The following is a 22,639-nucleotide window of genomic DNA, read 5'->3' on the forward strand; positions in this document are numbered from 1 at the left end:
CGGTCCGAGCCGGGCGACGCCGGACGGAGACCGCCCACCCGACGGAGACAGGATGAGCATGACCCGCAGCACGGACGCGCCGCACGTCGCCGACAGCCACGACCTGATCCGCGTGCACGGCGCCCGCGAGAACAACCTCAAGGACGTCAGCATCGAGATCCCGAAGCGCCGGCTGACGGTGTTCACCGGGGTGTCCGGATCGGGCAAGACCTCGCTGGTGTTCAACACGATCGCCGCCGAGTCGCAGCGGATGATCAACGAGACGTACAGCGCGTTCGTGCAGGGCTTCATGCCGGCGCAGGCGCGGCCGGAGGTGGACGTCCTCGACGGGCTGACCACCGCGATCATCGTCGACCAGCAGCGGATGGGCGCCGATCCGCGCTCCACCGTCGGCACCGCCACCGACGCCAACGCGATGCTGCGGATCCTGTACAGCCGGCTCGGCCGGCCGCACATCGGCTCGCCGAAGGCGTTCTCGTTCAACGTCGGCTCGATCAGCGGGGCGGGCGCGGTCACGGTCGAGCGCGGCGGCCGGACGGTGAAGGAGCGGCGCGCGTTCAGCATCACCGGCGGCATGTGCCCGCGCTGCGAGGGCCGCGGGTCGGTCTCCGACATCGACCTCACCCAGCTGTACGACGAGTCCAAGTCGCTGAACGAGGGCGCGCTGACGATCCCCGGCTACAGCATGGACGGCTGGTACGGCCGGATCTTCCGCGGCTGCGGCCTCTTCGACCCCGACAAGCCGATCCGCAAGTACACCAAGCGGGAACTGGACGACCTGCTCCACAAGGGGCCGACGAAGATCAAGGTCGACGGGATCAACCTGACCTACGAGGGGCTGATCCCGAAGATCCAGAAGTCGATGCTGTCCAAGGACGTCGACGCGCTGCAGCCGCACATCCGGGCGTTCGTGGAGCGGGCGACGACGACCACGGTGTGCCCGGACTGCGACGGCACCCGGCTCACCGAGGCGGCCCGGTCGTCCAAGATCAAGGGGATCAGCATCGCCGACGCCTGCGCGATGCAGATCAGCGACCTGGACGCGTGGGTCGGCGACCTGGACGAGCCGTCGGTGGCGCCGCTGCTCACCGCGCTGCGGCGGACCCTCGGGTCGCTGGTGGAGATCGGGCTCGGCTACCTGTCGCTGGACCGGCCGTCGGGCACGCTGTCGGGCGGCGAGGCGCAGCGCGTCAAGATGGTGCGGCACCTCGGCTCGTCGCTGACCGACGTCACCTACGTCTTCGACGAGCCGACCATCGGGCTGCACCCGCACGACATCCGGCGGATGAACGACCTGCTCCTGCGGCTGCGGGACAAGGGCAACACGGTGCTCGTCGTGGAGCACAAGCCGGAGACGATCGCGATCGCCGACCACGTCGTCGACCTCGGGCCCGGCGCCGGCACGGCGGGCGGCTCGGTCTGCTTCGAGGGCACCGTCGAGGGGCTGCGCGGCGCCGGCACCATCACCGGCCGCCACCTCGACGACCGGGCCTCGCTGAAGGACGCGGTGCGCAAGCCCACCGGCACGCTGGAGATCCGCGGGGCGAGCACGCACAACCTGCAGGACGTCGACGTGGACGTCCCGCTCGGGGTGCTCGTCGTCGTGACGGGCGTCGCCGGGTCCGGCAAGAGCTCGCTGGTGCACGGGTCGATCCCCGGCGGCGCGGGCGTGGTGTCGATCGACCAGGGCGCGATCCGCGGCTCGCGGCGCAGCAACCCGGCGACCTACACCGGCCTGCTGGACCCGATCCGCAAGGCGTTCGCGAAGGCCAACGGCGTGAAGCCGGCGCTGTTCAGCGCCAACTCCGAGGGCGCCTGCCCCGGCTGCAACGGCGCCGGGGTCGTGTTCACCGACCTGACGATGATGGCCGGCGTCCCCGTCACCTGCGAGGAGTGCGAGGGCCGGCGGTTCGACGCGTCGGTGCTGGAATACCACCTCGGCGGCCGGGACATCAGCGAGGTGCTCGCGATGCCGGTCACCGAGGCCGAGGAGTTCTTCGGCGCTGGGGAGGCGCACACCCCGGCCGCGCACAAGATCCTCGGCCGGCTCGCCGACGTCGGGCTCGGCTACCTCGCCCTCGGCCAGCCGCTCACCACGCTGTCCGGCGGCGAGCGGCAGCGGCTCAAGCTGGCCACCCACATGGGCGACAAGGGCGGCGTCTACGTGCTGGACGAGCCGACCGCGGGGCTGCACCTCGCCGACGTCGAGCAGCTGCTCGGCCTGCTCGACCGGCTCGTCGACGCGGGCAAGTCGGTGATCGTCGTGGAGCACCACCAGGCGGTGATGGCGCACGCCGACTGGATCATCGACCTCGGCCCGGGCGCAGGCCACGACGGCGGCCGCGTCGTCTTCGAGGGCACGCCGGCGGACCTCGTGGCCGCCCGGTCCACGCTGACCGGCCAGCACCTCGCGGAGTACGTCGGTGCCTGACCGGCGCCTGGAGCGGAGCGCCAGCGGAGCGGAAGGCGCCGGTCAGGCTGCCCTTGCCGTTGGGCGTGGGGGGTCGTCCCCCCACACAGGCACCGCCCGGCGCCTGGAGCGGAGCGCCGACGGAGCGCAAGGCGCCGGTCAGGCTGCCCTTGCCGGGGGGCGTGGGGGGTCGTCCCCCCACACAGGCACCGCCCGGCGCCTGGAGCGGAGCTCCGGACCAGCTGTTCTTGCCGGGGGATGTGGGGGGTCGTCCCTTCGCAGTGGCTCTTGTGGGTGTTAGTGGCCTTGTGAGGCGTGTGCTGTCGGCGGTTCCTGGTCGGCGGTCCCGATCGGAGGTGCGGACGGTGCATTTCGGACGGTTGGCGTTCGAGGTCCCGCAGGAGCGGGTTCGGGGGCGGCGGGCGGCGGGCCGTGTTGTCAGAGGCGCGGCGTACGATCCGTCTGTGACTGCGAAACCGGCCGCTGAGCAGCGCCTGCGCGATCTCGCGCGGCTGCGCCGCGTCCGCGACCGGATCGACCGCGACTACGCCCAGCCGCTGGACGTCGAGGCGCTCGCGCGCGGGGTGAACATGTCGGCCGGGCATCTCAGCCGCGCGTTCCGGCAGGCGTACGGCGAATCGCCGTACAGCTACCTGATGACGCGGCGGATCGAGCGCGCGATGACGCTGCTGCGCCGCGGCGACCTCAGCGTCACCGACGTGTGCTTCGCGGTCGGCTGCTCGTCCCTGGGGACGTTCAGCACCCGGTTCACCGAGCTGGTCGGCGTGCCGCCGAGCGTCTACCGGCGCGACGCGGCGCGCGCGACGGCCGGGATGCCGGCGTGCGTGGCCAAGCAGGTGACGCGGCCGGTCCGCACCCGCAGGCCGCCCGGCGGGGAGGCACGGGGTTAGCCTGACCAGCATGGACATCACCGTTCACTCGACGTTCCTCCCGCACACCGACCCGGAGGAGTCGCTCGCGTTCTACCGCGACGTCCTCGGCTTCGAGGTCCGCCTGGACGTGGGCTACGGCGGGATGCGGTGGATCACGGTCGGTCCCGCCGACCGGTCGGCCACGTCGATCGTGCTGTACCCGCCGGGCGCCGATCCCGGCATCACCGACGACGAGCGCCGCACCATCACCGAGATGATGGCCAAGGGCACCTATGCCCTCGTCCAGCTGGCGACGCGCGACCTCGACGGGACGTTCAAGCGCCTGCAGGCCGGGGACGCCGAGGTCGTGCAGGAGCCGACCGACCAGCCGTACGGGGTCCGCGACTGCGCCATCCGCGACCCGGCGGGCAACCTGATCCGGATCCAGCAGCTACCCTGAGGGCCCGGCGGCCGGTCAGAACCAGCAGGGGCCGGTGCCCCAGGCCCACGACCATTCGCTCGGGTCCAGGAAGTGCAGGTGGCACGACATGTCGCCCCAGACGATGTAGGGGCCCTTCTCGTCCCAGCCGAGGGTGCCGAAGGTCTCCCCGATCGCCTTCTGGACGTGGGCGGGCAGCCGCTTGATGACGTCCGGCGGAACCTGCGGGGTCTGCTTCGGCTTCGGCGCGGCCTGCGCGGGGGCGGCGCCGAGGGCGAGGGTTCCGGCGAGCGCCAGGGCGGCCCCGGCGGCGGTGATCTTCCTCATGGGTCCGATCCTGTCCGCCGGCCGGCGGGATTTCTTGTCACCGCACCCACAAAGTTCCAGTGATCACTGGCATGGTCGGCGCACCGCCGGTGCGGTACGTTGGCGCCCGGATCCCCTAGGCGAAGGGCGTTTCGTTCATGGGAGCGGACGAACCGGTCATCGACACGACCGTTCCGCATTCGGCGCGGGTGTGGAACTACTGGCTGGGCGGCAAGGACAACTACCCCGTCGACCGGGAGGTCGGCGAGCAGGTCCGCGAGGTCTATCCGGGGATCGTGGACGTGGCGCGCCATTCGCGGGCGTTCCTGGGACGCGCCGTGCGGTACCTGGCGGGCGAGGCCGGCATCACCCAGTTCCTCGACATCGGCACCGGCCTGCCGACGGTGGACAACACCCACGAGGTCGCCCAGCGGACGAACCCGGCCTGCCGGATCGTCTACGTCGACAACGACCCGCTGGTGCTGACCCATGCCCGCGCCCTGCTGAGCAGCACTCCCGAGGGCGCGTGCGACTACATCAGCGCGGACGTGCGCGAGCCCGGCGCCATTCTCGACCAGGCCGCCCGGACGCTGGACTTCGACCGTCCCATCGCGCTGATGATGCTCGGCATTCTCGGCAACGTCTGGGACGACGCGGAGGCGCGGGCGATCCGCGACCGCCTGGTCGGCGCGCTGGCGCCCGGCAGTTATCTGGCCCTGGAGGACGGCACCGACAAGGTCGATCCGGAGGCCGCGGCGCAGGCGGAGCAGACGCGCGCCGAGGCGGGCGACCCCTACAAGCTGCGCGGTCCGGAGCAGATCGCGGCCTATTTCGACGGGCTGGAACTGCTGGAGCCGGGCGTGGTGTCGGTGTCGCAATGGCGTCCCGAGGCCACTCCCTGGGGAACTCCGCCGGAGGTCACGGCCTTTTGCGGCGTGGCGCGGAAACCGGCCCTCACCTGACGCGGCCTTTCCACGCGCCGCCTTTCCCTCTCCAGTGCAGGCGGGCGGAATCGACGGTCATCGCGGCGTAGATGAGGGCCGTCAGGGGAAGCACCGGCGCCCGCAACGGAGACAGGCGATAGAAGCGCAGCATGGGAATGTAGGTCGCCGACATCAGCGCCCACGCGAGGAACCCGGCGGCGGTCGGCGCGGGATCGAGGGCGACCAGACCGGCCAGCGCCGCGACGGGCGGGACGGCGTAGATCAGCAGCAGCCCCAGCACGGTGCCGGCCAGCAGCGCCGGTGAGTAGCGGAGCTGGTGGTAGGCGCTGCGGGCGATCATGGCCCACAGGTCGCGGAGGTGCGGGTAGGGGCGGCGGCTGACGACGTCGCGGTCGAGGTCGAGGCGGCAGCGGGCGCCGGCGCGCTTGAGGAGGCGGCCGAGCGCGACGTCGTCGATCAGGGCGTCGTGGATCGCGGCGAGACCGCCTGCGCGCAGGAGCGTCTCGCGGCGGACGAGCATGCAGCCGCCGGCCGCCGCGGCGGTGCGGCGCCCCCGGCAGACCCGGCGGAACGGGTAGAGCTGCGCGAAGAAGTACACGAAGGCGGGGGCGATCCGGCGTTCCCAGGCGGTGGCGGTGTTGAGGGTCGCCATCCGCGAGACGAGGTCGCGGTCGTGGGCGTCGCGGACGAGCCGGGCCAGCGCGCCGGGGGCGTAGGCGATGTCGGCATCGGTGAACAGGTAGAAGTCGGGCCCGCCCGCCGCCCGGACGCCCTCCGACATCGCCCACACCTTCCCCGCCCAGCCCGCGGGCCGGTCGCGGGCCCGCACGACGCGGTGCGCGCCGAGCCCGGCGGCGACCTCGGCGGTGCCGTCGGTGCTGGCGTCGTCGACGAGGACGACGTCGAAGCGGCCGGGGTAGTCCTGGGCGAGGACGGTCGGGAGCGTGCCGGGCAGGACGCCGGCCTCGTCGCGGGCGGGGATGACGGCGGTGACGTGCGGCCACGCGGACGGGTCGGGGCCGTCCGGCAGGCAGGGGGCGGTGCGCCAGAAGCCGCCGTGCGCGGCCGCCAGGTACAGCCAGGCCGCAAGGGAGACTAGCGCGAGGACGCCCAAGATCGCCACGTGCGGCAGCCTCGCATCCGGCGATGGCGGGCGTCCAGCATTACCGGGGGTGACGCCGGGGATCTACAGGGTGTGGATACTCGGTCGCGCCGGCCGCTGGTGAAGACGGTCGTGCGCACGCTGGTGGTGTCGGCCTGCCTGCTGGTGTTGTACGCCTTCGCGCCGCTGGACAGGCGGTTCGGCCCGGGCACGGTGGCGGCGCTGGTCGCGGCGCTGGTCGCGCTGGGCGCGCTCGTCTGGTGGCAGGCGCAGGCGATCGTGCGGTCGGCGTCGCCCCGGCTGCGGGCCGTGGAGGCGCTCGCGACGTCCGTCGTGCTGTTCCTGGTGCTGTTCGCGGCGGCGTACCGGCTGATGGACAACGGGGCGCCGGGATCGTTCAACGAGCCGCTGACCAGGGTGGACGCGCTGTACTTCGCCGTCACCGTCTTCTCCTCGGTGGGGTTCGGGGACATCGCGCCCGCGTCGCGGGCCGCGCGGATCCTGACGATGGCGCAGATGCTCGCCGACCTGGTGCTGCTCGGCGTCGCGGTGAAGGTGCTGCTGGAAGCGGTGCGGCACGGCCTGGAGCGGCAGGACGGCCAGGGGCGCCCATGACCGCCGCGCCGGAGGGATGTCCGGAATCGGCAAACGATGACGTCCGGCACTGGAAAGACAGGGACACCCCGCGCGGGGTTCACTCGCGGCACGAGCGAGGACCGCGAGTGGGAGGAGCCCCCGATGCCGGAAGCAGCCGGTTCCGAGTTCTGGAAGGACCTCAGGCCGATCGAGAACTCGCAGAAGCCCGACGCGCTGCCGGAGGTGTACCTGCCGAAGGTCGCCACCGACGACGACCGGTACTACGTTCCGTTCACCGAGACGGTCGGGTCGCGGCCGCTGTGGATCAACGTCAAGGACAACACCTGGTCGGACATCCTGCGGGCCAAGCAGGCCGGGCTCGTCAACCGGCACTACCACCCGCACGAGGTGTTCGCCTACACGATCTCCGGCAAGTGGGGGTACCTGGAGCGGCCGTGGACGGCGACCGCCGGCGACTTCGTCTACGAGGCGCCCGGCGAGGGGCACACGCTGATCGCCTACGAGTCCGGCGAGCCGATGAAGACGCTGTTCATCGTCAAGGGGCCGCTGGTCTGGCTGGACGAGAACGGCGACCCGGAGGGGTACTTCGACGTCCACGACTACATCGCCATGTGCCGCACGCACTACGAGGCGGTCGACCTCGGCGCCGACTACGTCAACTCCCTGTTCCGCTGACGGCGCCGCCCGGGGCCGGGCCCGACGTAGGCTCTCCCCATGCCGGCCGCCAGCCTCTTGACCTCCGTCGCGACCACCGAGGACGTCGAGCCGCGCGAGCGCATCGGGTTCTGGGAGGACTACAACCGCCGGGCGCTGGTAGGGCTGTCGTGCACGTCCTACTCCGAGCGCGGGCTGGTCGCGCGGCAGGCGAACTACCGGCTCGGGGACGTGCGGCTGGCCGACATCAGCGGGAACGCGCACGCGATCGAGCGGACGCCGCAGGTCGCGCGGTCGGCGCCGAAGGACTCGGTGTTCGCCTCGCTGCTGCTGAAGGGCGAGGCGGTGTTCCTGCACGAGCACGGCTGCCTCGCCGCGGCGGCCGGTGACCTGGTCGTCTACGACACGCGGCGGCCCTACCTGTTCGGGTTCTCCTCCGCGATGCGGCAGTTCCTGGTGGACGTGCCGCGCGAGCTGTTCGTCCGCGCGTGCATGGCGGGCGGGGTGCCCGCGCCGATGCTGTTCGGGCGCGGGACGGCGCGCGAGGGCGAGCTGGTCGTCGGTCTGCGGTCGCTGCTGGACAGCCCGGCGGCCGACGACCCGGAGCGGACGCGGGGCGCGGTGCTCGGCGTGCTGCGAATGCTGGCGGACGAGCGGTCCGGCGGGCGGCCCGCGCCCGCCGGGCACCGCAGCCGGCTGATCATCGCCGAGGACTACATCGAGCGGCACCTGCACGACGCGTCGCTCACGCCCGCCGAGGTCGCCCGGGTGGTGGGCGTGTCGGTAAGGCACCTCGGCCGGATCTTCGAGCCCGCGGGGACGACGCCGTCCCGGTTCATCCTGGAGCGCCGCCTTCAGGGCGCGCACGCGGAGCTGACCGGCGGCGGGACGGCCCGGACGACGATCGCGGACGTCGCCCACCGCTGGGGCTTCTCCAGCCAGGCGCACTTCGCCCGGCGCTTCCGGGCCCGCTTCGGCGGCACGCCGCGCGAGGCCCGCGGGTGATCAGCCGCCGGGCAGCTCGCCGAGCTTGACCTGCACGTCCTTCTTCGTCCCGCTCGGCTCCTCGATCTGGAGCTTCACGGTGTCGCCGGGCTTGAGGCCCGCGAGGACGGCGGCCAGCGCGGTCTGGTCGGGCGTCGCGGTGCCGTTGACCGCGAGGATCAGGTCGCCGGCCTTGATCCCGGCCTTGGCGGCGCCGCCGCCCTTGGACACCTCCACCACCGCGACCGCGCTCTTCTGGCCGCTGTTCGGGTCGACGATCGTCCGGACCGTGGCACCGATCGCGGCCCTCCCGGACTGCGACACCTTCCCGCTCTGGATCAGCTGCGGGACGATCTTCGTGACGGTGGCGCTCGGCGCCGCGAACCCGATGCCGGCGGCGGCCCCGCCGATCTGCGGGTCGGACGCGGCGGCGGTCGGGATGCCGATGACCCGGCCGTCCAGCGTGACGAGGGCGCCGCCGCTGTTGCCGGGGTTGATCGGCGCGCTGGTCTGGATCGCGTCGCCGATCGTCGCGCCGGGGAACGCGCCCTCCTGCTTGGTGGACACGGTCCGGTTCAGGGCGGAGACGATCCCGTTGGTGACGCTTCCGGCGAGGCCGAGCGGGTTGCCCATCGCCAGCACGATCTGCCCGACCCTGGCCTGGGTGGAGTCGCCGAAGGAGGCCGGGCGCAGGTTCCCGCCGCCGGCCTTCACCACTGCCAGGTCGTCGGCCGCGAACGAGCCGACGAGGCTCGCCTTCAGCGGGCTGCCGCCGCTGGACGCCGTCACCCGGATCTGCTTGGCGCCCGCGACGACGTGCGCGTTCGTCACGATGTCGCCCTGGGTGTCGTAGACGACGCCCGAGCCCTCACCCTGGTCGGTCTCGATCTTCACGACCGAGGGCAACACGGCCGCGACGACCTGCTCGTACTGCTGCTGGAGCTGCGCCCCGCCGGCGGTCGGCGACGGCGCGGCCGCGGCCGTCCTCGCCCGGTGCTCCCCGCCTCCACCGCAGCCGGCGAGCAGCAGCGCCGTCCCCGCCAGGGCCCCCGCGACAAGCCTGACATTTCGGTCCACCAGAACTCCCCTCCCCCGCCCGGATCCTTCCCCTTTCCGCCGCGAAGGCACCCCCGACCTGGCATGACGCGGCCGCGTTTCGGCGGCACTTGCCCGGTTCGCCGGAATGATCGACGATCAAGGTCGCCTTCGAGGGGAGATCGGGACCATGCGCGACGACATCGGCGGGGTCGACACCGGCGCCGACGGCACCTGGGCGAGCGGCGACTACGCCCGCGTCGGCAACCGCTGGCTGCTGGTCGGCGAGCTGCTCTGCGAGAGCGCCGGGATCCGGCCCGGCGAGCGCGTCCTCGACGTCGCCACCGGCACCGGCAACACCGCGCTCGCCGCCGCCCGCCGGTTCGCCGACGTGACGGGCGTCGACTACGTCCCCGCCCTGCTGGAGCACGCGCGGGCCCGCGCCGCCGCCGAAGGGCTGGACGTGCGGTTCGAGGCCGGCGACGCGCTGGAGCTGCCGTACCCGGACGGCGCGTTCGACGTCGCGGTGTCGACGTTCGGCGTCCAGTACGTCCCCGACCAGGAGAGGGCGGCCGCCGAGCTGCTGCGCGTCGTGCGGCCGGGCGGGCGGATCGCGCTGGCGAGCTGGTCTCCGGGCGGCTTCCTCGCCGAGCTGCTCCGCCTCGTCGGCCGGTACACCGCCGGGGCGTCCGGGGACGCGGCGCCCACGCGGTGGGGCACCGCGAAGCACCTGGAGCGGCTGCTCGGGCCGCACGCGTCCGCGCTGGAGTGCACCGAGCGGCAGTGGAGGTTCCGGTTCCGCTCCCCCGCCGACATGATCGGCTACTTCCGGGCGCACTTCGGTCCGCTGACGGTCGCGTTCGACGTCCTCGACGCCGCCGGACGGGACGCGCTGACCGCCGACCTCACCCGGCACATCGAGGCGACCGGCACCGCCCCCGGCGGCACCGTCGAGGTCCCGTCCGCCTACCTGGAGGCGGTCGCCGTCCTCGCCGGCTGAGCTCAGTCGGTGAGGTCGTTCTTGCCGAAGAACGGCGCGTAACCGGACGGGAGCTGGCTGAGCAGGTGGTTCAGCTCGCCGCCGGAGACGGTGCCCGCGACCGTGCTGAGGACGGCGTCGGCGTCCCATTCGGCGGTGCGCTCGGTGGCGCCGGTCATGCCCGCGACCCGGCGGCAGAACTCCGCCGAGCCGAACGACTCGGCCCCGCCGCCGTCGCGGTCGCGCATCAGCTCGTCCAGCGGCTCAGGGAGCTGCGCCGCCAGATGGTCGGCGCCCTCCTCGGTGAGCCGGTCCCGCAGGACGCTCAGCACCGCCGCGGTGACGCGCTCGGCCTCCTCGCGGCCGCTGTAGTCCCCGTTGTCGCGGACCGTCGCGATGAACTGCCCGTACTTCATGCTCTGTCCCCTCTCCCGTCGCATACGTCCGCTCCTTCCCGCAATGCCCGTGAACGCCGCCTCCATGCGGCGCGTGACGTCGCGAATCACCCCGGCTCCCGGACATGGATCCGGGCCCGCGGGTAGTGCAGTAGGGACGGGAGCCCGAGCACGGAGGTGGACGTTGGCGCTGCGCATCGAGGACTACGGCATGCTGGGCGATCTCCAGACGGCGGCCCTGGTCGGCAAGGACGGCTCGATCGACTGGCTGTGCCTGCCGCGGTTCGACTCGCCGGCCTGCTTCGCCGCGCTGCTCGGCGACGACGGGGCCGGGTTCTGGCGGATCGCGCCCGCGTCCGGCGGGATGTGCACGCGGCGCCGCTACCGCGGGGACACGCTGATCCTGGAGACCGAGTGGGACACCCCGGACGGCACCGTCCGGCTGATCGACACGATGCCGCCGCGCGGGGAGGCCGCGGACGTGGTCCGCATCGTGGAGGGCGTCAGCGGGCGGGTGCCGATGCGCACGACGCTGCGGCTGCGTTTCGACTACGGCCGGATCGTGCCGTGGGTGCGGCACGTGGACGGGCAGTTCGAGGCGGTCGCGGGCCCGGACGCGGCGTGGCTGAAGACGCCGGTCCCGCTGGAGGGCCGCGACATGTCGACGTTCGCGGAGTTCACGGTGGCGGAAGGGGACCGGGTCCCGTTCGTGCTGACCTACCGGCCGTCGCACGAGCCGCGGCCCCGGCACGTCGACCCGGAGCGCGCGCTCCGCGACACCGAGGCGTTCTGGGCCGACTGGACGAGCGGCTTCCGCTACGACGGGCGGTGGGACGACGCCGTCCGCCGCTCGCTGATCACGCTGAAGGGGCTCACCTACAAGCCGACCGGCGGGATCGTCGCCGCCGCGACCACGTCGCTGCCCGAGCAGCTCGGCGGGCCGCGCAACTGGGACTACCGGTTCTGCTGGCTGCGCGACGCGACGTTCACCCTCCAGGCGCTGCTCGGCACCGGGTTCGTCGACGAGGCGCGGGACTGGCGGGACTGGCTGCTGCGCGCCGTCGCCGGCGACCCCGCCGACCTGCAGATCATGTACGGGATCGACGGCACCCGCCGGCTCCCGGAGTACACGCTCGACTGGCTCGGCGGGTACGAGGGGTCCGCGCCGGTGCGGATCGGCAACGCCGCGTCAGGCCAGTTCCAGCTGGACACCTGGGGCGAGGTCCTGCACGGCCTGCACCTCGGGCGCGAGGCCGGCATCGGGACGGTCCAGAACGCCTGGGACGTGCAGAGGGCGCTGCTCGACTTCCTCGAGGGCCACTGGGACGAGCCCGACAACAGCCTGTGGGAGGTGCGGGGCGAACGCCGGCAGTTCGTGCACTCCAAGGTGCTGGCGTGGGCGGGCGTCGACGCGGCCGTCCGGGGCGTGGAGAACCACGGGCTGGACGGCCCGGCCGACCGGTGGCGGGCGCTGCGCGACCGGATCCACGCGGACGTGTGCGAGAACGGGTACGACGCCGACCAGGGCACGTTCACCCAGTTCTACGGTTCGCGCGGGGTGGACGCGGCGCTGCTGCTGATCCCGCAGACGGGGTTCCTGCCGTGGGGCGACCCGCGCGTGGTGGGCACCGTGGACGCGGTGGAGCGCGAGCTGTACCGGGACGGGTTCGTGCTGCGCTACGACACGCAGGCCGACGGCGGCATCGACGGCCTGCCGGGCTCGGAGGGCGCGTTCCTGGCCTGCACGTTCTGGTTCGCCGACGCGCTGGCCGGCATCGGCCGCCGCAAGCAGGCGACCGAGCTGTTCGAGCGGCTGCTGAGCCTGCGCAACGACCTCGGGCTGCTGAGCGAGGAGTACGACACCGCGGCGGGGCGGCAGGTCGGCAACACCCCGCAGGCGTACTCGCACGTCGGGCTGGTGAACACCGCCCGGCATCTGAGCGGCACGGTGGCGGCGGCGCAGGCGTCCCGGGACGCCGGCGCGGCGGGATGAGCCCGGCGGGCCGACGAAGAACCGACAACCGAACCAGTGACGAGGCAGAGCCGAAGGAGAACCGCACATGCGCGCCTTGACCGTCGTTCCGGGGCAGAAGGACTCGCTGGCCGTCCGGGACGTCCCCGATCCCGAACCCGGTGACGGGGAGCTGCTGGTGGACGGGCTGGCCGTCGGGGTCTGCGGCACCGACCGGGAGATCGCGTCCGGGGAGTACGGGTGGGCGCCGCCCGGGCATGACCGTCTGGTCATCGGACATGAGTCGCTCGGCCGGGTGCGGCGGGCGCCGTCCGGCAGCAGGTTCGCCGAGGGCGACCTGGTGGTCGGCGTGGTCCGGCGGCCCGACCCGGTGCCGTGCGGGGCCTGCGCGCACGGGCAGTTCGACATGTGCCGCAACGGGCGGTACACCGAGCGCGGCATCAAGGAGATCGACGGCTACGCGAGCCGGGCGTGGACGGTCGAGGCCGACTACGCCGTGAAGCTGGACCCCCGGCTCGCGGACGTCGGCATGCTGATGGAGCCGACGACGGTGGTCGCCAAGGCGTGGGAGCAGGTCGAGAAGGTCGGCGCGCGGGCCTGGTACGAGCCGAAGTCCGCACTGGTCACCGGCGCCGGGCCGATCGGGCTGCTGGCCGCGCTGCTCGGCATCCAGCGCGGGCTCGACGTGCACGTCCTGGACCAGGTCCCGGACGGTCCCAAGCCCGACCTGGTCAAGCGGCTCGGCGCGACCTACCACAGCGAGGGAATGGACGCCGCCGTCGCGCACGCCAGACCGGACATCGTCATCGAGGCCACCGGCGTCGGGCAGCTGGTGTTCGGCGCGATGGCCTCGACCGGCGCGTACGGGATCGTCTGCCTGACCGGGGTGTCGCCGACGGGCCGGAAGCTGACCGTGGACGCCGGCGGCATCAACCGCGAGATCGTCCTGGAGAACGACGCGATCGTCGGGTCGGTGAACGCCAACCTGGACCACTACGCCGCGGCGGCGGACGCCCTGGCCAAGGCCGACCCGGACTGGCTCGGCCGCCTGGTGTCGCGGCGCGTCCCGCTGGAGGAGTTCCAGGACGCGTTCACGCCGCGCGAGGACGACGTGAAGGTGGTCATCACGCTGGACTGACCGCGCCGCGGGGCGGGACGGGCGTCCGGGGCCGGTCGTTCACGAGTGTCGCCAGGGGACGCACCTGAATGTCATTCTGGTCGGGACGAGGGCGGACGCGCGCGCCGCCCGCCGGCCCGCCCCCCGGAGCACGCATGATCGACAAGGAAGCCCTCCGCCGCAGGTACCGCACCGAACGCGACAAGCGCCTCCGCCCCGACGGCAACGCCCAGTACCAGCGGCTGACCGGCCGGTTCGCCCGCTACCTCGCCGATCCGCACACGCCCGTCGCGCCGCGCGGGCCGCGCACCGACCACGTCACCGTCGCGTTCATCGGCGGCGGGTTCGCCGGGCTCGTCACCGGCGCCCGGCTGAAGGAGGCCGGCGTCGACGACGTCCGGATCGTCGAGAAGGGCGGCGACTTCGGCGGCACCTGGTACTGGAACCGGTACCCGGGCGCCCAGTGCGACACCGCGTCGATGGTCTACATGCCGCTGCTCGAAGAGACCGGGCACGTGCCGACCGAGAAGTACGCGCACGGGCCGGAGATCCTGGAGCACTGCCGCCGCATCGGCAAGCAGTACGGCCTGTACGACAACGCGCTGTTCCACACCGAGGTCGAGGACCTGGAATGGGACGCGCCACGCTCGCGGTGGATCGTCCGGACGAACCGGGGCGATGCGTTCACCGCGCAGTTCGTCGCCATGGGCACCGGCCCGCTGCACGTGCCGAAGCTGCCCGGCATCGACGGCATCGACGCGTTCGAGGGGCACTCCTTCCACACGAGCCGCTGGGACTACGCCTACACGGGCGGCGACCCGTCCGGCGCGCCCATGGACAGGCTGGCGGACAAGCGCGTCGCGATCATCGGGACGGGCGCGACGGCCGTGCAGTGCGTCCCGCATCTCGCGCGGGCCTGCGGGGAGCTGTACGTCTTCCAGCGGACCCCGTCGTCGGTCGACGTCCGCAACAACCACCCGATCGACCCGGAGTGGTTCGCGGAGATCGCGACGCCGGGCTGGCAGCGGCGCTGGCTGGAGAACTTCACCTCCAACCAGGCCGGCGGCACCGCCGAGACCGACCTCGTCATGGACGGCTGGACCGACATCAGCCGCCGTATCCGCGCCCGGTACGCCGCGCTCGGGCCGGGCGAGGCGACGCTCGAGAAGATGATGGAGGTCTACGAGGACTCCGACCACGAGAAGATGGAGGAGATCCGCGCCCGCGTCGACGCGATCGTCCAGGACCCGGAGACCGCGGACCGGCTCAAGGCCTGGTACCGGCAGCTGTGCAAGCGGCCGTGCTTCCACGACGAGTACCTCCAGGCGTTCAACGTCCCGGGCACCCATCTGGTCGACACCGACGGCAAGGGCGTCGAGCGCATCACCCCGTCCGGTGTCGTCGCCGGCGGGCGCGAGTACGAGGTCGACTGCGTCATCTACGCATCCGGGTTCGAGGTCGGCACCGAGTACACCCGCCGCACCGGCTACGACATGGCCGGACGCGACGGGGTGAGGCTGTCGGAGTACTGGTCGGAGGGGATGCGCACCCTGCACGGCACCCACGTCCAGGGGTTCCCGAACGCGTTCGTCGTGCAGCCCGCGCAGGGCGCGAACCTCATCTCCAACATCCCGCACAACCTCACCGAGGCGGGCGCGACCGTCGCGGCGGTGATCCGGCACGCCCTCGACCACGGGTTCACCGAGATCGAGGTGACGCGGGAGGCCGAGGACGCCTGGCTCGACGTGCTCCGCACCGCCCCGCCGACGATGCGGTTCCTCCCGGACTGCACGCCGGGCTACTACAACAACGAGGGCCAGGCGCCGTCGCCGTGGTCGCTGCTGAACGTCGGGTACCCGGCGGGCGCCACCGCCTACTTCACCTACCTGGAGCGGTGGCGCTCGTCCGGGACGTTCGAGGGCCTGCAGTTCCGCTGACCCTCAGTCGACGACGAGCCGGACGCCGCCGCGGCGCCGGTCGTGCTCGCGCTGCCGCCGGACGACGTAGGTCCCCGGCGCGCAGCCCGACGCGCCGTGCTCGGGATGCAGCAGGTAGACGATCTCCGACGCCGTGAAGACGCCGATCGCGAGCCTGGTGTCATCGTCCACGTCGGTCGTCCAGCGGCAGGTGCCGGGCTCGGCGACCAGCGTGTGCGTGTTGCCGCCGGCCACGGCGCGCAGCAGCTCCACGCCTTCCGGCGGGACGCCCCGCCACGGGCTGGGGCGGCCGAACCCGGGCGGCTCGTCGGGCGCGGGCTTCACCGCCTGCGCGACGGCGTGCAGCGGGACCACGATCAGGTCGCCCTGGGCCTGGAGCCCGTCGACGACGGGGATGCGCATCGACCGCTCCAGGTGGTCGAGCACGGTCACGCCGGTCTGCCGGGAGAGGGATTCGAGTGTCTGCGTCATGGTCATCACCTTCAGGTTCGGCGGGCGAGGAGGGAGTACTGCTCGGCGGACAGGCCGTACGTCCAGGCCGCCGCGGCGACCGGATCGGACATCGCGCCCGGCACGGTCAGCCCGTACCGGCGGCGCGTCCCGTCGCGCTCGACCGACCCGTTGACGGCCAGCAGCACGCGCGCCTCCCGCCGCAGGTCGTAGAGCCGCAGCTCGGAGCCGGGATTGCCGGGGTCGGGGGCGGTCGAGACGAGCCGCAGCCCGGCGCCCTCGATGTAGGCGGGCCAGCCGAGGTGCTCGATCGCGCACCGCCGGATCTCGACGTTGGTCTCGCGTTCGATGCGGTCCGGCGCCGGGTCGTCGATCACCCAGGACGGCACCGGCGTGCCGTGCCAGGCGTGCATGTCCCAGCCGTCGTGGTAGCGGACCGCCGGGCCGTCCGGGTGGTGCAGGCGGACCTCGCCGTCGTCCCCCCACACCTCGGTGCGGACGGCCACGGGCCGCTCGGAGATCACGCACACGTCCTCGCGCGGCCACCACCAGCCGGCCGACGACAGCGCCGCTCCCCACAGGTCGAGCCGTTCGACCTGCCCGGACGTGAACGGCACGCCCGCGACGCGGCGCATGACGTCGTAGTAGGCGATCCAGGAGACGCACAGCCGGTCGTACCAGGTGTCGGCCGCGCGCCTGAAGTCGTGCGCCTCGCGCGCGACCATGCCGAGCGTGGCCCGTATCGAGCGGAAGAGCGAGCCCTGCACCTGCTGCCGGTAAAGGCCGGCCAGACCGGAGCAGTGCCTCCCGATCTCTTCGTCGAGATCGAGGCGCAGCCCCAGCATCGAGGCGGCGAGCGCGCGCACCGCGGGCCCCTCGAAGACGCCGACGCCGTTCGCACGCAGCCGCATGCCGGGCGGGACGGTCTCGAAGGCCGCGAGCGGCGACGGAACCCAGTGGAAACGGGGGGAATCGAGTCCGGCCAGGCGGTAGAGGCCGGAGATGGCCGCTTCGGCGGCCGGACGGTCGGCGGGCCGCACGGACAGTGCCCGGCCCAGCCATTCCTCGCGGACGGCGGCAGCTTCCCGCTGCACGGCTCCGCTCATCGGATGCGGGCGGCAGCGCCCCTTTCATCGATCATGCCCGCATGCTGACAGACCCCCGCCCGGAATGTCCATAGGGTTACCTCAGTCCGCGTTCAGCGAGTTCCCAGATTCGCCCCATAGACCGTCCGGTATGGGATTGTCGCGGCGCGGGTTTCTGGTGGGGACGGTGCTGGCCGGCGGGGCCGCGTGGGCGGGGGCGGCCGGGACGCTCCAGCGCGGCGGCGGCCCGGACGCCGACGCCGAAGCCGCCGTCGAGCCGAGCGGTTATCTCACGCTGCCGGGGACGCAGCCGCCGAAGCTGACCGTCCGCCGCACGGGGCAGGTCGCGCCGGGGCTGCTGTTCCTCGGGCCGTTCCGCGGCACGGACTACGCCGACGCCCTGATCGTCGACGACGACGGCGAGCCCGTGTGGTTCCGCGGCTCGAAGGACCTCGTCACCGACCTGCGCGTGCAGACCTACAAGGGCGAGCCGGTGCTGACCTACTGGGAGGGCGCGCGGCTCGTCGGCGGGCACGGCGCGGGCAACGGGGTCCTCCTCGACCGGACGTACCGGCAGATCGCCGAGGTCCGGGCCGGGAACGGCATGGAGGGCGACCTGCACGAGTTCCAGCTCACCGGCCAGGGCACCGCGCTGCTCACCGCGTATCCCGAGGTCACGGCGGATCTGCGGCCGATCGGCGGACCCCGCGACGGGCACGTGTACGGCTGCCGCGTCCAGGAGGTCGACGTCGCGACCGGCAAGGTGCTGCTCGACTGGAACGCGCTCGACCACATCGCGATCACCGAGACGAAGATGCCGATGACCAAGGACACCGACGGGACGAAGGGCAGGACGTTCGACCCGATCCACGTCAACTCGGTGCAGGCCTACGGCGACACGCTGCTGATCTCCGCGCGCGACACCTGCGCGCTGTACTCGGTCGACCGGCGGACCGGCGCGGTGCGGTGGCGGCTCGGCGGCCGGCGCAGCGACTTCACGGTCGGGTCGCGTGCCGCGTTCGCCTGGCAGCACGACGCCCGCCGCCTCGACGACACGACGATCTCGCTGTTCGACAACCACATCACCAATGTCGGTGACGGTGCGTCGCGCGGGCTCGTCCTGAAGATCGACGAGAAGGCGCGCAAGGCGACGCTGCTGCGCGAGTACACCGACGGCACGACCTACGGCCAGTACATGGGCAACGTGCAGCTGCTGGCGGGCGGGAACGCGGTCGTCGGCTACGGCTCGACGGCCGCGGTGATCGAGTACGGGCCGGACGGGAGTCCGGTGCTGGAGGTGACCGGGGCCGGCTCGTACCGGGCGTACCGTTCGCCCTGGTCGGCGCGGCCCGCGGCGGCGCCGGCCGTCGCCGTCGCGGCGGTGGCGGGCGGGCGGATGCGGGTGCACGCGAGCTGGAACGGCGCGACGGACGTCGCGGCCTGGCGGTTCCTCACCGACGCGGACGCGGCGCGCTTCTCGGCCGCCGCGACGGTCCGCCGGACGGGGTTCGAGACGGCCGCGACGATGCCGGTCGCGCCGCGGGTCGTCGCGGAGGCGCTGGCCGCGAACGGCGGCGTCCTCGCCCGGTCGGCCGTGCGGGCCGTCGCCGTCTGAGGTCAGTCGCCGTCTGAGGTCAGTCGCCGTCTGAGGTCACTCCCCGGGCGGCCGGTTCAGCGTGGAGTTCAGGGCGCGCAGCCGGTCCAGCTCGCGGCGGTCGCGCTTGGTGGGGCGCCCGGCGCCCCGGTCGCGGCGGCCGACCGGGACCAGCGCCTCGCGCGGCGGCGGGGGCGGGCTCTTGTCGATCAGGCACTGCGCCGCCTCCGGCGCCCCGACCCGCTTGCGGATGGCCTTCTGCACGATCACGATGCGCTCCCGGCCGTCGTGCCGCAGCCGCACCTCGTCGCCGATCTTCACCGCGGTGGACGGCTTGGCGCGCTCGTCGTTCACCCGCACGTGCCCGGCGCGGCACGCGGTCGTCGCCATCGACCGGGTCTTCAGCAGCCGGACGGACCAGATCCACAGATCGACCCGCACCGTCCCCTCGTCCGCCATGCACCGGAGTCTATTGACCGCGCGAAGCGCCCCGTCAACGGCTCATCCGATCACCGGTGCGCGCTGATCCAGGCGTCCGCGCGCTCCCACTGCGCGTACAGCCAGTTGATGCGGGCCTCCCGTTCCTCGGGGACGTCCTCGGCGGGGATCCGCCACCATCGCGCCCGGACCGGCTCGGTCAGCGGGACCCGCCGCCAGATGTCCCCGGCCGTGGCCATCTCGTCGAGGCCGACGTGCGCGACGAACACGACGTCCGCGTCGGGGGCCGCGTCGATCGCGGCGAGGACGCCGCCGGGGCGCGGCGGCATCAGGTTCCGCATCCGGGACGCGCGGGCGACCTCGCGCGGACGGTCGTGCCGGGCCAGCCGCCGGATCGCCCGGCGCCGCCGCTCCGGCGAGAAGTTGCCGCCCTCCGGGAAGATCAGCAGCGCGTCGCGCGGCCCGAGGCCCTCGGCGAGCCGCCCGATCTTCTCGGTCGCGCCGCCGTGCTCGACGAACACGTTCGGCAGCCGGTTGGCCGCGATGTCGATGCACGGGTCGAACTGGAGCTCGGCCTTCATGACCACCCGGGGCCGCCGCCGGTACCCGGTGAGCAGGTGGTGGACGAGGATCAGCGCGTCGCCCGGGCCGGCGTGCCGGCTGAGGACGATCAGCGGCCGGTCCTCGCCCGTCCCCTCCCAGCTCCCCTCGTCCTCGACCCGCAGGCCGAGCCGCCGCCCGGCGACCGTGTTGAGGCCCGCGACGTAGCGGCGGATGATGTCGTAGTGCCGGTCGTCGTGGCCGCGTCCGGTGCACCACAGCCACGCGCATTGCATCACCGCCGCCGATTCCCGCGTCCCCCACGCCAGCGCGAACCACAGGAACCGGACGAGCCGCTTGCGCTTGCGCCCGAACACCGCGCCGAGCACCCAGGCCACCGGGAAGACGACCACGACCAGAAGGGTCATCAAGAACAGCACCGGCGTGGAGACCAGCCGCCGGACCATGGGGGGCGGAACCATTTCACGCCCGTTCTTTGAGGTATTTCATCGACGCCTCGTAAGCACGCTCGATATGCGCCGTGATACCGGCCGCGTTCCGGTACCGCAGCTGGGAGTAGTCCACCCCCGCCTTCCGCTCGCCGCCCGCCGGCAGGACGTGCACCGTCAATCCGTCGGGCAGCGCCGCCATCTCCTCGAAGAACCGGTGCCGCCGCGCGATCTCGAACGCGACCATCCCGACCTCCCACGGCCGGCGCGGCGGGACCAGTTCCCGCTCGATCCGGCCCACCTGCAGAACGTAGATCGTCGTGGCGCCCAGCGCCACCGCCCGTCCGACCGGAATGCTGTGCACCAGCCCGCCGTCGAAGTAATGCCTCCCGTCGATCCGCACGGGGGGCAGAAGTCCGGGCGCCGCGCAGGACGCCAGCACCGCCGGAATGACCGGGCCGTCGGAGAACCAATGCGCCATCGCCGTCTCGATCCCGGCGGCGACGCATTGGAACGGGACGGCCATTTCCCCGAACGTCTCGGCGGGCAGCAACTGGTCCATCATCCGCCGCAGCGGCTCCGCCGAATGAAGATGCGTGCCCGACCGCGCCAGCGTCCACAGCCGCTCCCACACCCGCGCCCCGAACACCTCGCGCGCCGCGTCGTCCGACCACAGCCCGGCGAGCTTGCCGACCGCCGTGTCGGGCTCCGCCGCGACGAACGCCCCGTTCAGCGCCCCGATCGACGTCCCCACCACCAGGTCGGGCCGCACCTCGGCCTCCTCCAGCGCCCGCAGCATCCCCACCTCGTGCGCGCCGAGCACGCCACCGCCGCCCAGCACGAACGCCGTCTTTCCGGACTCCGCCACCGTCCCCTCCTTCGACGCCCCCGGTCATCCCCCCAGAAGCCCGGACGAACCAACCCGATCACCCGTAGCCTCGCGGCATGGGGAGAATCCTGGTCGGCACCGCCTCGTGGACGGACAAGACGCTGCTCTCCTCGGGCTGGTACCCGCCGGAGGCCAAGACCGCCGAGGACCGGCTGCGCTACTACGCCTCCCAGTTCCCGCTCGTCGAGGTGGATGCCACGTACTACGCGCCTCCGGCGGAACGGACCGTCCACCTCTGGGTCGAGCGCACGCCGCCCGGCTTCGTGTTCAACGTCAAGGCGTTCTCGCTTCTCACCGGTCACCCGACGCGCCCCGCGTCCCTCTACAAGAACCTCCGCGACAAAGTCCCGAACAAACGGAACGTCTATTTGAAGGACGTTCCGGAGGAGGTGGAGAACGAGGTCTGGGACCGCTTCCTCAGCGCCCTCCGGCCGCTCCACGACGCGGGGAAACTCGGCCTGCTCCTCTTCCAGTTCCCGGTCTGGTTCCCGCCGGGCGACCGCAACCGCAAGCACATCCTCCGGGCGCGGGACCGCTGCGCCCCCATGCCGATCTGCGTCGAGTTCCGCAACGCCGCCTGGATGGACGACGAGCACCGCGACGCGACGCTCGCCTTCATGTCCGAGCACCGCATCCCCTATGTCAGCGTGGACATGCCGCAGGGCCACCGGTCCTCGATGCCGCCGATTCTCGCGGTGACCGGTGACGCGGCCGTCGTCCGCTTCCACGGCCACAGCGAACGCTGGGACTCCTCCGATGTCCGCGAACGTTTCGGCTACCTCTACACCGAAGCCGAAATGCGCTCATGGGTCCCCCGGATCCGCGACCTGGCCGACGATGTCGAAACGACCTACGTCGTCTTCAACAACTGCTGCGCCGACCATTCCCAGCGCAACGCCGCCCGCTTCGCCGACCTTCTCCACAACTGAGCCGGATGCCGCTCAACCCGTAGGAAGACCCACCTGGTCGCGTTCGAGCGCGGCACGCAACTCCGCCATGACCCGTGCGGCCGCCGCCCCCGCCTCACCGGCGAGCGCCCCTCCGAGCAGTTCGGCCAGCCCTTCGGTGAAGGTCTCCCCGGCCTCGTCGGTGAGCCGCGCGCCGTCGTCGGTCAGGTCGAGCAGCGACGACCGGCGGTCCGCCGGGTTCGGCCGCCGGGCGACCCACCCCTGCCGCTCCAGGCGGTCGACGACCTTGCTGCTCGCCCCGATCCCGATCGCGAACTCCGCCGCGAGGTCCGCCACCCGGGCCCCCGGGCGGCCGCGCAGGAAGCGCAGGGCCTCGTACTGCGAGGTGACGATCCCGTGCCGGTCGCGGAGCCGGTCGTTCAGGGCGTTGTAGACGCGCGTCTCGCACCGGACGAGGTCGGAGAAGAACCCCGGCAGGTCGGCGGCGCCGCCGTTCAACTTAGATGCCACGGCATATACTGTAGCGGCATCTACTCGTCATGG

General features: G+C 72.7%; 23 protein-coding genes. 13 read left to right on the forward strand and 10 right to left on the reverse strand.

The features are described from left to right. Positions 1 to 58: 58 nt before the first annotated feature. The 3 genes from QP089_RS13735 (at position 59) to QP089_RS13745 (ending at position 3,742) form a co-directional block, all read left to right on the forward strand. Positions 59 to 2,431, forward strand: coding sequence for an ATP-binding cassette domain-containing protein (locus QP089_RS13735; RefSeq protein ID WP_285911944.1), 2,373 nt, complete (start codon positions 59 to 61; stop codon positions 2,429 to 2,431). Between the two features lie 443 nt (positions 2,432 to 2,874). Next, positions 2,875 to 3,321 carry a helix-turn-helix transcriptional regulator gene (locus QP089_RS13740; RefSeq protein ID WP_285911945.1) on the forward strand — a complete coding sequence of 149 codons (447 nt, stop codon included), beginning with the start codon at positions 2,875 to 2,877 and terminating at the stop codon, positions 3,319 to 3,321. A gap of 10 nt (positions 3,322 to 3,331) precedes the next feature. Beyond that, the gene (locus QP089_RS13745) at positions 3,332 to 3,742 is read left to right on the forward strand and encodes a VOC family protein (RefSeq protein WP_285911946.1); all 411 of its coding nucleotides are present in this window, start codon (positions 3,332 to 3,334) and stop codon (positions 3,740 to 3,742) included. Positions 3,743 to 3,757: 15 nt separating this feature from the next. Here QP089_RS13745 and QP089_RS13750 read toward each other — a convergent pair whose 3' ends face one another. Then, complete coding sequence (locus QP089_RS13750; RefSeq protein ID WP_285911947.1) at positions 3,758 to 4,048, reverse strand: hypothetical protein; 291 nt, start codon at positions 4,046 to 4,048, stop codon at positions 3,758 to 3,760. A gap of 137 nt (positions 4,049 to 4,185) precedes the next feature. On the opposite strand from QP089_RS13750, the gene QP089_RS13755 reads away from it, so the two are divergent. Further along, positions 4,186 to 4,989 (forward strand): SAM-dependent methyltransferase, encoded by an 804-nt coding sequence (locus tag QP089_RS13755; RefSeq protein WP_285911948.1) that lies wholly within the window; start codon positions 4,186 to 4,188, stop codon positions 4,987 to 4,989. Here the strand turns inward: QP089_RS13755 and QP089_RS13760 are convergent. Beyond that, on the reverse strand, positions 4,982 to 6,094 hold the full coding sequence (locus tag QP089_RS13760) for a glycosyltransferase (protein ID WP_285911949.1): 1,113 nt from the start codon (positions 6,092 to 6,094) through the stop codon (positions 4,982 to 4,984). The two genes, QP089_RS13755 and QP089_RS13760, sit on opposite strands and share 8 nt — an antisense overlap. 72 nt (positions 6,095 to 6,166) lie before the next feature. Between QP089_RS13760 and QP089_RS13765 the strand changes: the two genes are divergently transcribed. From QP089_RS13765 to QP089_RS13775, 3 genes are all read left to right on the forward strand, one after another. After that, on the forward strand, positions 6,167 to 6,688 hold the full coding sequence (locus tag QP089_RS13765; RefSeq protein WP_285911950.1) for a potassium channel family protein: 522 nt from the start codon (positions 6,167 to 6,169) through the stop codon (positions 6,686 to 6,688). Positions 6,689 to 6,811: 123 nt separating this feature from the next. Continuing rightward, on the forward strand, positions 6,812 to 7,345 hold the full coding sequence (locus QP089_RS13770) for a 2,4'-dihydroxyacetophenone dioxygenase family protein (RefSeq protein ID WP_285911951.1): 534 nt from the start codon (positions 6,812 to 6,814) through the stop codon (positions 7,343 to 7,345). Positions 7,346 to 7,384: 39 nt separating this feature from the next. Continuing rightward, the gene (locus QP089_RS13775) at positions 7,385 to 8,329 is read left to right on the forward strand and encodes a helix-turn-helix domain-containing protein (protein ID WP_285911952.1); all 945 of its coding nucleotides are present in this window, start codon (positions 7,385 to 7,387) and stop codon (positions 8,327 to 8,329) included. Here the strand turns inward: QP089_RS13775 and QP089_RS13780 are convergent, their stop codons facing one another. Beyond that, complete coding sequence (locus tag QP089_RS13780; protein WP_285911953.1) at positions 8,330 to 9,385, reverse strand: S1C family serine protease; 1,056 nt, start codon at positions 9,383 to 9,385, stop codon at positions 8,330 to 8,332. 148 nt (positions 9,386 to 9,533) lie between these two features. On the opposite strand from QP089_RS13780, the gene QP089_RS13785 reads away from it, so the two are divergent. Further along, positions 9,534 to 10,343: a class I SAM-dependent methyltransferase gene (locus QP089_RS13785; protein ID WP_285911954.1), complete on the forward strand. Its 810-nt coding sequence runs from the start codon at positions 9,534 to 9,536 to the stop codon at positions 10,341 to 10,343. A gap of 2 nt (positions 10,344 to 10,345) precedes the next feature. On the opposite strand, the gene QP089_RS13790 is transcribed toward QP089_RS13785, so the two are convergent. Next, positions 10,346 to 10,762, reverse strand: a complete 417-nt coding sequence (locus tag QP089_RS13790; RefSeq protein WP_353070577.1) for a DUF2267 domain-containing protein — start codon at positions 10,760 to 10,762, stop codon at positions 10,346 to 10,348. Between the two features lie 145 nt (positions 10,763 to 10,907). Between QP089_RS13790 and QP089_RS13795 the strand changes: the two genes are divergently transcribed. The 3 genes from QP089_RS13795 to QP089_RS13805 all read left to right on the forward strand — a co-directional run bounded on the left by QP089_RS13795 (position 10,908) and on the right by QP089_RS13805 (position 15,743). After that, positions 10,908 to 12,710, forward strand: a complete 1,803-nt coding sequence (locus tag QP089_RS13795) for a glycoside hydrolase family 15 protein (protein WP_446474028.1) — start codon at positions 10,908 to 10,910, stop codon at positions 12,708 to 12,710. A gap of 67 nt (positions 12,711 to 12,777) precedes the next feature. Beyond that, entirely contained in the window at positions 12,778 to 13,827 is a 1,050-nt protein-coding gene (locus QP089_RS13800; RefSeq protein ID WP_285911956.1) for a glucose 1-dehydrogenase, read from the forward strand. A gap of 134 nt (positions 13,828 to 13,961) precedes the next feature. Further along, positions 13,962 to 15,743 (forward strand): flavin-containing monooxygenase, encoded by a 1,782-nt coding sequence (locus QP089_RS13805; RefSeq protein WP_285911957.1) that lies wholly within the window; start codon positions 13,962 to 13,964, stop codon positions 15,741 to 15,743. Between the two features lie 3 nt (positions 15,744 to 15,746). On the opposite strand, the gene QP089_RS13810 is transcribed toward QP089_RS13805, so the two are convergent. Together QP089_RS13810 and QP089_RS13815 are read right to left on the reverse strand one after the other, a co-directional pair. Further along, on the reverse strand, positions 15,747 to 16,214 hold the full coding sequence (locus QP089_RS13810) for a DUF8820 family protein (protein ID WP_285911958.1): 468 nt from the start codon (positions 16,212 to 16,214) through the stop codon (positions 15,747 to 15,749). An 11-nt stretch (positions 16,215 to 16,225) separates the two neighbouring features. Beyond that, positions 16,226 to 17,287 (reverse strand): DUF6745 domain-containing protein, encoded by a 1,062-nt coding sequence (locus tag QP089_RS13815; protein WP_285911959.1) that lies wholly within the window; start codon positions 17,285 to 17,287, stop codon positions 16,226 to 16,228. Positions 17,288 to 17,429: 142 nt separating this feature from the next. Here QP089_RS13815 and QP089_RS13820 point away from each other — a divergent pair, with 142 nt between their 5' ends. Beyond that, positions 17,430 to 18,893: an arylsulfotransferase family protein gene (locus tag QP089_RS13820; RefSeq protein WP_285911960.1), complete on the forward strand. Its 1,464-nt coding sequence runs from the start codon at positions 17,430 to 17,432 to the stop codon at positions 18,891 to 18,893. A gap of 36 nt (positions 18,894 to 18,929) precedes the next feature. On the opposite strand, the gene QP089_RS13825 is transcribed toward QP089_RS13820, so the two are convergent. The 3 genes from QP089_RS13825 to QP089_RS13835 are packed head-to-tail and all read right to left on the reverse strand — an operon-like array spanning position 18,930 to position 21,167. Then, positions 18,930 to 19,331, reverse strand: coding sequence for an Hsp15 family ribosome-associated heat shock protein (locus QP089_RS13825; RefSeq protein WP_285911961.1), 402 nt, complete (start codon positions 19,329 to 19,331; stop codon positions 18,930 to 18,932). A gap of 50 nt (positions 19,332 to 19,381) precedes the next feature. Beyond that, a complete protein-coding gene (locus tag QP089_RS13830) occupies positions 19,382 to 20,332 on the reverse strand; it encodes a 1-acyl-sn-glycerol-3-phosphate acyltransferase (RefSeq protein ID WP_285911962.1) in 951 nt (316 codons plus the stop codon). A gap of 1 nt (position 20,333) precedes the next feature. After that, a complete protein-coding gene (locus tag QP089_RS13835; protein ID WP_285911963.1) occupies positions 20,334 to 21,167 on the reverse strand; it encodes a patatin-like phospholipase family protein in 834 nt (277 codons plus the stop codon). Between the two features lie 77 nt (positions 21,168 to 21,244). Between QP089_RS13835 and QP089_RS13840 the strand changes: the two genes are divergently transcribed. Next, a complete protein-coding gene (locus tag QP089_RS13840) occupies positions 21,245 to 22,117 on the forward strand; it encodes a DUF72 domain-containing protein (RefSeq protein WP_285911964.1) in 873 nt (290 codons plus the stop codon). Positions 22,118 to 22,129: 12 nt separating this feature from the next. Here the strand turns inward: QP089_RS13840 and QP089_RS13845 are convergent, their stop codons facing one another. Then, positions 22,130 to 22,606 carry a MarR family winged helix-turn-helix transcriptional regulator gene (locus tag QP089_RS13845; RefSeq protein ID WP_285911965.1) on the reverse strand — a complete coding sequence of 159 codons (477 nt, stop codon included), beginning with the start codon at positions 22,604 to 22,606 and terminating at the stop codon, positions 22,130 to 22,132. Positions 22,607 to 22,639: the final 33 nt, after the last annotated feature.

Origin of the sequence: Actinomadura opuntiae (assembly GCF_030283205.1) — a bacterium.
GTDB lineage: Bacteria > Actinomycetota > Actinomycetes > Streptosporangiales > Streptosporangiaceae > Spirillospora.

What these genes read in the sequence shown, in the direction of transcription:
- QP089_RS13750 (WP_285911947.1), bottom strand. Translation starts at nt 4,048, where the DNA reads ATGAGGAAGATCACCGCCGCCGGGGCCGCCCTGGCGCTCGCCGGAACC.
- QP089_RS13840 (WP_285911964.1), top strand. Translation starts at nt 21,245, where the DNA reads ATGGGGAGAATCCTGGTCGGCACCGCCTCGTGGACGGACAAGACGCTG.
- QP089_RS13810 (WP_285911958.1), bottom strand. Translation starts at nt 16,214, where the DNA reads ATGACGCAGACACTCGAATCCCTCTCCCGGCAGACCGGCGTGACCGTG.
- QP089_RS13820 (WP_285911960.1), top strand. Translation starts at nt 17,430, where the DNA reads ATGGGATTGTCGCGGCGCGGGTTTCTGGTGGGGACGGTGCTGGCCGGC.
- QP089_RS13805 (WP_285911957.1), top strand. Translation starts at nt 13,962, where the DNA reads ATGATCGACAAGGAAGCCCTCCGCCGCAGGTACCGCACCGAACGCGAC.
- QP089_RS13830 (WP_285911962.1), bottom strand. Translation starts at nt 20,332, where the DNA reads ATGGTTCCGCCCCCCATGGTCCGGCGGCTGGTCTCCACGCCGGTGCTG.
- QP089_RS13755 (WP_285911948.1), top strand. Translation starts at nt 4,186, where the DNA reads ATGGGAGCGGACGAACCGGTCATCGACACGACCGTTCCGCATTCGGCG.
- QP089_RS13800 (WP_285911956.1), top strand. Translation starts at nt 12,778, where the DNA reads ATGCGCGCCTTGACCGTCGTTCCGGGGCAGAAGGACTCGCTGGCCGTC.
- QP089_RS13770 (WP_285911951.1), top strand. Translation starts at nt 6,812, where the DNA reads ATGCCGGAAGCAGCCGGTTCCGAGTTCTGGAAGGACCTCAGGCCGATC.
- QP089_RS13825 (WP_285911961.1), bottom strand. Translation starts at nt 19,331, where the DNA reads ATGGCGGACGAGGGGACGGTGCGGGTCGATCTGTGGATCTGGTCCGTC.
- QP089_RS13785 (WP_285911954.1), top strand. Translation starts at nt 9,534, where the DNA reads ATGCGCGACGACATCGGCGGGGTCGACACCGGCGCCGACGGCACCTGG.
- QP089_RS13775 (WP_285911952.1), top strand. Translation starts at nt 7,385, where the DNA reads ATGCCGGCCGCCAGCCTCTTGACCTCCGTCGCGACCACCGAGGACGTC.
- QP089_RS13790 (WP_353070577.1), bottom strand. Translation starts at nt 10,762, where the DNA reads ATGCGACGGGAGAGGGGACAGAGCATGAAGTACGGGCAGTTCATCGCG.
- QP089_RS13735 (WP_285911944.1), top strand. Translation starts at nt 59, where the DNA reads ATGACCCGCAGCACGGACGCGCCGCACGTCGCCGACAGCCACGACCTG.
- QP089_RS13745 (WP_285911946.1), top strand. Translation starts at nt 3,332, where the DNA reads ATGGACATCACCGTTCACTCGACGTTCCTCCCGCACACCGACCCGGAG.